General features: G+C 67.2%; 6 protein-coding genes. 3 read left to right on the forward strand and 3 right to left on the reverse strand.

Annotated elements, in window-relative coordinates:
• Positions 1–24: 24 nt before the first annotated feature.
• Positions 25–2,157 carry a methyl-accepting chemotaxis protein gene (locus ABE571_RS06425; protein WP_346493389.1) on the reverse strand — a complete coding sequence of 711 codons (2,133 nt, stop codon included), beginning with the start codon at positions 2,155–2,157 and terminating at the stop codon, positions 25–27.
• A 204-nt stretch (positions 2,158–2,361) separates the two neighbouring features.
• Here ABE571_RS06425 and ABE571_RS06430 point away from each other — a divergent pair, with 204 nt between their 5' ends.
• A complete protein-coding gene (locus tag ABE571_RS06430) occupies positions 2,362–3,339 on the forward strand; it encodes a L,D-transpeptidase (RefSeq protein ID WP_313210905.1) in 978 nt (325 codons plus the stop codon).
• Positions 3,340–3,342: 3 nt separating this feature from the next.
• Positions 3,343–4,032 (forward strand): M23 family metallopeptidase, encoded by a 690-nt coding sequence (locus tag ABE571_RS06435; RefSeq protein WP_346463056.1) that lies wholly within the window; start codon positions 3,343–3,345, stop codon positions 4,030–4,032.
• Here the strand turns inward: ABE571_RS06435 and ABE571_RS06440 are convergent, their stop codons facing one another.
• Positions 4,033–4,386, reverse strand: coding sequence for a hypothetical protein (locus ABE571_RS06440; protein WP_346465999.1), 354 nt, complete (start codon positions 4,384–4,386; stop codon positions 4,033–4,035).
• Positions 4,387–4,590: 204 nt separating this feature from the next.
• Between ABE571_RS06440 and ABE571_RS06445 the strand changes: the two genes are divergently transcribed.
• Positions 4,591–5,004 carry a hypothetical protein gene (locus ABE571_RS06445; protein ID WP_346463058.1) on the forward strand — a complete coding sequence of 138 codons (414 nt, stop codon included), beginning with the start codon at positions 4,591–4,593 and terminating at the stop codon, positions 5,002–5,004.
• Positions 5,005–5,103: 99 nt separating this feature from the next.
• On the opposite strand, the gene ABE571_RS06450 is transcribed toward ABE571_RS06445, so the two are convergent.
• Positions 5,104–6,396, reverse strand: a complete 1,293-nt coding sequence (locus ABE571_RS06450; protein WP_038686937.1) for an adenylosuccinate synthase — start codon at positions 6,394–6,396, stop codon at positions 5,104–5,106.
• Positions 6,397–6,787 lie beyond the last annotated feature (391 nt).

The following is a 6,787-nucleotide window of genomic DNA, read 5'->3' on the forward strand; positions in this document are numbered from 1 at the left end:
GTATTCCTCAGCGTACAGGTGTCGTCATGCTGCCTGCAGTGTCGCCGGGCGACGCAGGCTTGCCGCGCTGTTGTCCAGCTTGAACACCGCCACCGATTCGGTCAGTGCATACGCCTGTTCTTCCAGCGCGCGGCTGGCGGCGGTGGCTTCTTCCACCAGCGCCGCGTTCTGCTGGGTCACCTGGTCCATCTGCACGACCACCTGGTTGACCTGCTCGATGCCGGCGGCCTGTTCCTTGGTCGCGGCGGCAATGTCGCTCATCAGCTGATTGGTGCGCGAGCTGGCCTGGGTCAGGCGGGCGATCGCCGCTTCGGACTGCACGGTGACGCTCAGCCCGGTCTTGACCTTGCTGCTGGACTCATCGATCAGGTCTTTGATCTCCTTGGCCGCCGTGCCGGCGCGCTGCGCCAGCGTGCGTACCTCGGTCGCCACGACCGCGAAGCCGCGTCCGTTCTCACCGGCACGGGCCGCTTCAACGGCCGCGTTCAGGGCAAGGATGTTGGTCTGGAAGGCGATGCCGTCGATCACCGAGGAAATCTCGGCGATACGCGCCGAGGACTGGTCGATCTCGCTCATCACCGCGGCCATCTGCGCGATCGCCTGCTCGGTCGCCTTGACCGCCGCACCCGCCGCATGGGCTTCATGGTCAGCCTGGTTGGCCAGCTCGGCGTTCTGCCGGACCGTGGAGGTCAGCTCCTCCATCGAGGCCGCCGCTTCCTCCAGGTTGGCTGCCTGCTGCTCGGTCCGGCGCGACAGGTCATGGTGGCCGGCCGCCAGTTCCTGCGCGGCATCGTTGATGCTGCCGGCCGCGCCCTGGATCTGCTGCACGATACCGGTCAGCTGCACCGCGGTGACATTGGCATCGTCGCGCATCTGCGCGAACACACCTTCGTACTGGCCATCCATCCGCGAGGTCAGATCGCCGGTGGAGATCGCGCGCAGCACCTGCGACAGGTCGGCGATGCTGGCCTGCGAGCTGGCCATCATGCCGTTGAGCTGGGCGACCATCGCGCGGAACTGGAACTGGAACGCCGGCGCATCGCCGCGCACGGAGAAGTCGCCGGCACGGGCAGCCGAGGCCAGTGTCTCGATCTGCTGGTTGATCGCCATCAGGCTGGCCTTGACGGTGGCCATGGTGGTGGTCAGCACGGCCTTCTCGCCCGGGTAGCTGTCCAGATCACGGCTCAGGTCGCCGATGGCGTAGCGCTGCATCACCTCGACCATGTGGAACTCGACGGCCACGTGCGAACCGACCAGCTCGTTGGTGGCGCGGATCATCCGACCGAAGTCGCCCGGGAAGGCCGTTTCGTCCATGCGATGGCTGATGGCACCGGCCTCATGCTGGCGGGCCATGTCCAGCTGCGCGGTGATCGCGCCCTGGACGCTCTGGCGAACGGTGGCCATTGCGTTGCCAAGCTGGGTGAGCTCATCGCGGCCGCCCAGATGGACGTCATGGGCCAGATCACCCTTGGCCATCCGGGTGGCCAGGCCGACGGCGCGCGCCAGCGGACCGGTCAGGCTGCGCCCGATCAGCACGGAGGCGGCGATGCCGACCACCAGCGCGATCGCGCCCAGCACCAGCAGCTGCAGCAGGGTCCGCTCGCCCAACCGGATCGCTTCGGCAGCGGCCTGGCGGCTTTCCTTTTCCTCATAGACCACGCCATCGCTGAGCGACTGGTTCCAGCCATTGGCAGCGGCCTGCACGGCGCCCAGGGTGAGGGCCGTGGCAGCGGCAACATCGCCCTGCTGCAGCTGTTCGCTCATCTGCTTGTTGAGCGGACGCGCCACCGCGCGGGCGGCCGCGATGGCGTCACCGACGGCCTTGTCTTCCGGCTGCGCGGGCAAGGCCTGGTAGGCGGCCCAGCTGGCTTCATAGCGCGCGACCAGCGCGGCGATGCGCGCCTCATCCTCGGCCAGACCGTCGCCCTGGCGGAGCAGCATCTCCCGGCGCACGACCATCATCTGGTTGTTGGCATCGAGCATGTCCGAGAGCAGCCGCACCTTGGCCACGTTGACTTCGACCACCTGCTGCATCGCGCGCTTCTGTACCGCGCTACCGGTGGCGCCGGTGGCGACGACGGCCGCGACCAGCAGCAACAACAGGCCAAAGCCCATACCTAGACGCCAGACAACGCTGACCTTCCGCAAAAATTCCATGAGACATCCGAAAAACGTGGGGGGGGTGGGCTGGTATCGGCGTCAGACCCAGCGCCTTGACCGACGGCCGTGAGCCCGCTGTGAATGGATTCACATAACCTCGGCGTTGCTCCCGCGTCGCCGCTCAGCCCCCCGTCAGGGTTTTCACGGCAAGTGCGCACGCCCGGCAGGCATGGTGGAAACACGTTCCCGCTGGAGTTGCCGATGTCCCTTCGCCTGCACCGTATCGCCCGCCTCACCGCGCTCGCCCTCGCCCTGGGGGTCTGCTCCGGTTGGGCGGTCGCACAGACGGCACCCGCGCCCGCCGCGATCCCGGACGCCGACGCGACGCCGCTGGCGACCGGGCCACGCTCGGATCTGCATGCGCAGGTGCTGCTGGACCGCGCGCACTTCTCCCCCGGCCAGATCGATGGGGAGCGCGGCTCCAACCAGAAGCGCGCCGTGTCCGGCTTCCAGGCTGCCCGCGGGCTGAAGGTCAGTGGGGACCTGGACGATGCCACCTGGCAGGCGCTGCAGCCCGATGCCGCCCCGCCGCTGGTGCGCTACACGCTCACCGCGGAAGACGTGGCCGGTCCGTTCCAGCCGGTGCCCAAGGGTCCGGCCGCGCAGGCCAAGCTGAAAACCCTGGGCTTCGGTTCGATCGAAGAAGCGCTGGGCGAACGCTTCCACGCCTCTCCCGAGCTGTTGAAGACGCTCAATCCCGGCGTCGACCTGGGCAAGGCCGGCAGCGTGATCCAGGTGCCCAACATCGCGGCCGCCCCGCTGCCGAAGGCCAGCAAGCTGGTGATCGACAAATCCGACTCCACGCTGCGGCTGTTCGATACGGACGGCAAGGTCTACGCGCAGTTCCCGGTGTCCTCGGGCAGCAAGCATGACCCGCTGCCGATCGGGAAATGGAAGATCCTCGGCATCTCCCGCGATCCCACCTTCCACTACAACCCCAAACTGTTCTGGGATGCCAAGGCGGGCGACAGCAAGGCGGTCCTGCCGCCGGGCCCGAACAATCCGGTCGGCGTGGTGTGGATCGACATCTCCAAGCCCCACTACGGCCTGCACGGCACGCCCGAACCCGGCCATGTCGGCAAGACCGAATCGCACGGCTGTGTGCGCATGACCAACTGGGATGCGCTGCAGGTCGCCGCCGCGGTCGATGCCTCGGTACCGGTCGTGATGCAGGAGTAAGCCATGAAGACCTTTCGACTGCTGGCCGTGGGACTGGTGATCGGCGTGGTCGGTTACTGGCTGCTGGGGCCGGGCCCCTCATCCCGGCTCGGCGCCGCCGAACCGGCCAAGGTGGGCTCGGCCACGAGTTCGGCCCGTGCTGCGCTTGATGCCCCGCCGCCTACGCCGGCCACGACGCCGGTGCCCACCGGCACCTCAGCCACACCGCCCGCGCCGGACGCGGGCAGTGCCGCACCCGCACCGGCGAGCGCGGCCGGAGCGCTGCTGCTGCCCGTGCAGGGCATCGGTGCGGATCAGCTGCAGGACACCTTCACCGATGCGCGCAGCGAAGGCCGCGTGCATGATGCGATCGACATCCTGGCGCCAAACGGGACGCCGGTGCTGGCCGTCGCAGACGGGACGGTGGAGAAACTGTTCGACAGCGTGCGGGGCGGACTGACGGTGTACCAGTTCGAACCAAGCGGCCGTTACTGTTACTACTACGCGCATCTGGACCGCTATGCCGATGGGCTGGCCGAGAAGAAGACGATCAAGCGCGGTGAGGTGATCGGCTATGTCGGCAGCACCGGCAATGCGAGTCCCGAGGCGCCCCACCTCCATTTCGAAATCCATGTACTGGGTCCGGAAAAGCAGTGGTGGAAAGGTGAATCAATCAATCCGTATCCCGTGTTGAAGGGGCAGCAGGCCCTTTGATCAACGCGCACCGGGGGGAGCGTCCCGGATCGCCCGCGCCAGTTGCCAGGCGCGCCCGCGCAGTGCATCCAGGCGCTCATTGAGTTCCCCCGCGTCTGCGCGCCACTGGAAGTGGCCGTTGCTGTAATCCATGCCCAACGCAACATCATTGAACGACCCCATGCCGCCATAGGCGCGCAGCACGCTCTCCGGCGCGCCTGGATCGCCCTGCTCAAGCTGGGTGATGACCCGCTGCATCCAGTCGGCCCAGTGGGTTTCCCCGTCGCCGCGCAACAGCGCTTCAAGCTCGGACACCACCGCATGCAACGCGCGGTCCGCGCTGCTCATGCCGGTGGCCACGTGATCTTCAGACACCCGGTCTGCCCTGCTGATTGGTGAGGTGCACAGCATGCCATGGCCCCGCGCTGGCGGGCGTGGTCACTGCGGTCCGATGGCTGCGGGCAACCAGTAAAACTACTGGCGCGAATGCGGGAAATTGCCGTTGCCCCGCGCATCGACGCGGCGGACACTGCGTGCTGAAGACATGCCCCCCTCCCCTGCGGTCTGGAGACACCTGTGATGATGCTCGCGCACCGCGTTGCCCTGCTCCTTCTATGCGGCGCTGTCGCCGCAAGTGTTGCCGCGGCGCAGGATCTGCCCGCCACCGCGCCGGATCGTTTCGCGATGCTGGACCGCAATGGCGACGGCAAGGTCAGTCGCGATGAGTACGACGGAGATGCCTTCTTCCGCCTGGTCGATGCGGATCACAATTACCGGGTGAGCGTGGAGGAAGTGCAGGCGGTGCTCGGCCCGCAACGTGATGGCGAGTTCTCGGCCGCCGAATGGGTCCGCATCGCCGACCTCAACGGCGACGGCGAATTGAGTGCCGAGGAGATGCGTCGCTCATCGCAGATGCGTTTCCAGACCCTGGATGCCAACCACGATGAGAATCTGGAACTGTCGGAACTGCAGATGGGCATCGGCCGGCGCTGACCCGGGCTTGGCAACGAAAAAGCCCCGCTTGCGCGGGGCTTTTCTTTACGCCTTACACCGTTACGCCATACCGGGCATGGCCCGGCACTACGCGCCTGATCAGGCGAACGGATCCTGCAGGACCATGGTGTGGTCGCGGTCCGGGCCGGTGGAGACGATGCTGACCGGGCAACCGGCCAGCTCTTCCAGCGCGCGCAGGTAAGCGCGGGCGGCCGGCGGCAGGTCGTCCCAGTTGGTGATGCCGTGGGTGTTCTCGGTCCAGCCCGGGAACTCCAGGTACACCGGCGTGCATTCTTCCCAGCCCTGCGCGTCCAGCGGGGCGTATTCGGTACGCTTGCCGCGGTATTCGTAGGCGATGCAGACCTTCAGCTTTTCCATGCCGTCGAGCACGTCCAGCTTGGTGATGCACAGGCCGCTGATGCCGTTGATGGCGACGGCGCGCTTGAGCGCGACGATGTCCATCCAGCCGCAACGACGCGGGCGGCCGGTCGAGGCGCCGTACTCGGCACCGCGGTCGCGGATGCCCTGGCCGACTTCATCGTCCAGCTCGGTCGGGAACGGACCACCGCCGACGCGGGTCGCGTAGGCCTTGGCGATACCCAGCACGTAATCGATCGCGTCCGCGCCGACGCCGGCACCGGCCAGCGCGCCGCCAACGGTGGTGTTGGAGCTGGTGACGTACGGGTAGGTGCCGTGGTCGATGTCCAGCAGGGCGCCCTGGGCGCCTTCGAACAGCACGCGCTTACCCTGCTTGCGCAGGTCGTGCAGGATGCCGGCAACGTCGGACTTCATCGGCTCGACGTATTCGCCGAAGGCCAGCGCTTCGTCGTAGGTCTTCTGGAAGTCGACCGCGTCGGTCTTGAGGTAATTGGTCAGCACGAAGTTGTGGTAATCCAGCGCGGTACGCAGGAGTTCTTCCAGCTGGGCCGGGTAATGCAGGTCGGCGATGCGGATGCCGCGACGCGCCACCTTGTCTTCATACGCCGGGCCGATGCCACGGCCGGTGGTGCCGATCGCCTTGCCGCCGGCAGCGCGTTCGCGCGCCTGGTCTAGGGCGATGTGGTACGGCATGATCAGCGGCGCGGCCGGAGAGATCTTCAGGCGCGAACGCACTTCCACGCCGGAGGTTTCCAGCTCGGCGATTTCCTTCTGCAGCGCAGCCGGGGAGATCACCACGCCGTTACCGATCAGGCACAGCGCGTCGGCACGCAGGATGCCCGACGGGATCAGGTGCAGCACGGTCTTCTTGCCATTGATGACCAGCGTGTGGCCGGCATTGTGGCCGCCCTGGAAACGTACTACGGCACCGATTTCCTCGGTGAGCAGATCGACGATCTTGCCCTTGCCTTCATCGCCCCACTGGGCACCCAACACGACAACTGACTGACCCATGACGGGTAACTCCTGGTTTTTGTGCGGCCATCGGGGCCGCGGGTTTGGGACCATGCCGGGGTGGCCGATCAGCGCGGGGTGGCGGGCTCCAGCGGGGAGCGCGCCGACGCTGGGGTACCCAGACACGGAAAAAGCCGGACGAGTGACTCTGAAACAGAGTGCCCGTCCGGCTTTTGTGCATTATCCGGGTTTCCGGTGGCTGCTGCCACCCCGGCGGCCGGTCGACTTCACCGGCCGGTCAGGACCGCCGCGGGATGGAGTCGGCCAACGGCCGGTTCCAAGGCGGTAGTGCCGGCCGCTGGCCGGCTCCAGAGCTTTCGGTAGTGCCGGCCGCTGGCCGGCTCCAAGCCGTTCGGTAGTGCCGGCCGCTGGCCGGCTCGCAGGATGGCCT

The sequence above is a fragment of the Stenotrophomonas sp. TWI273 genome (assembly GCF_039674765.1).
Classification (GTDB): domain Bacteria; phylum Pseudomonadota; class Gammaproteobacteria; order Xanthomonadales; family Xanthomonadaceae; genus Stenotrophomonas.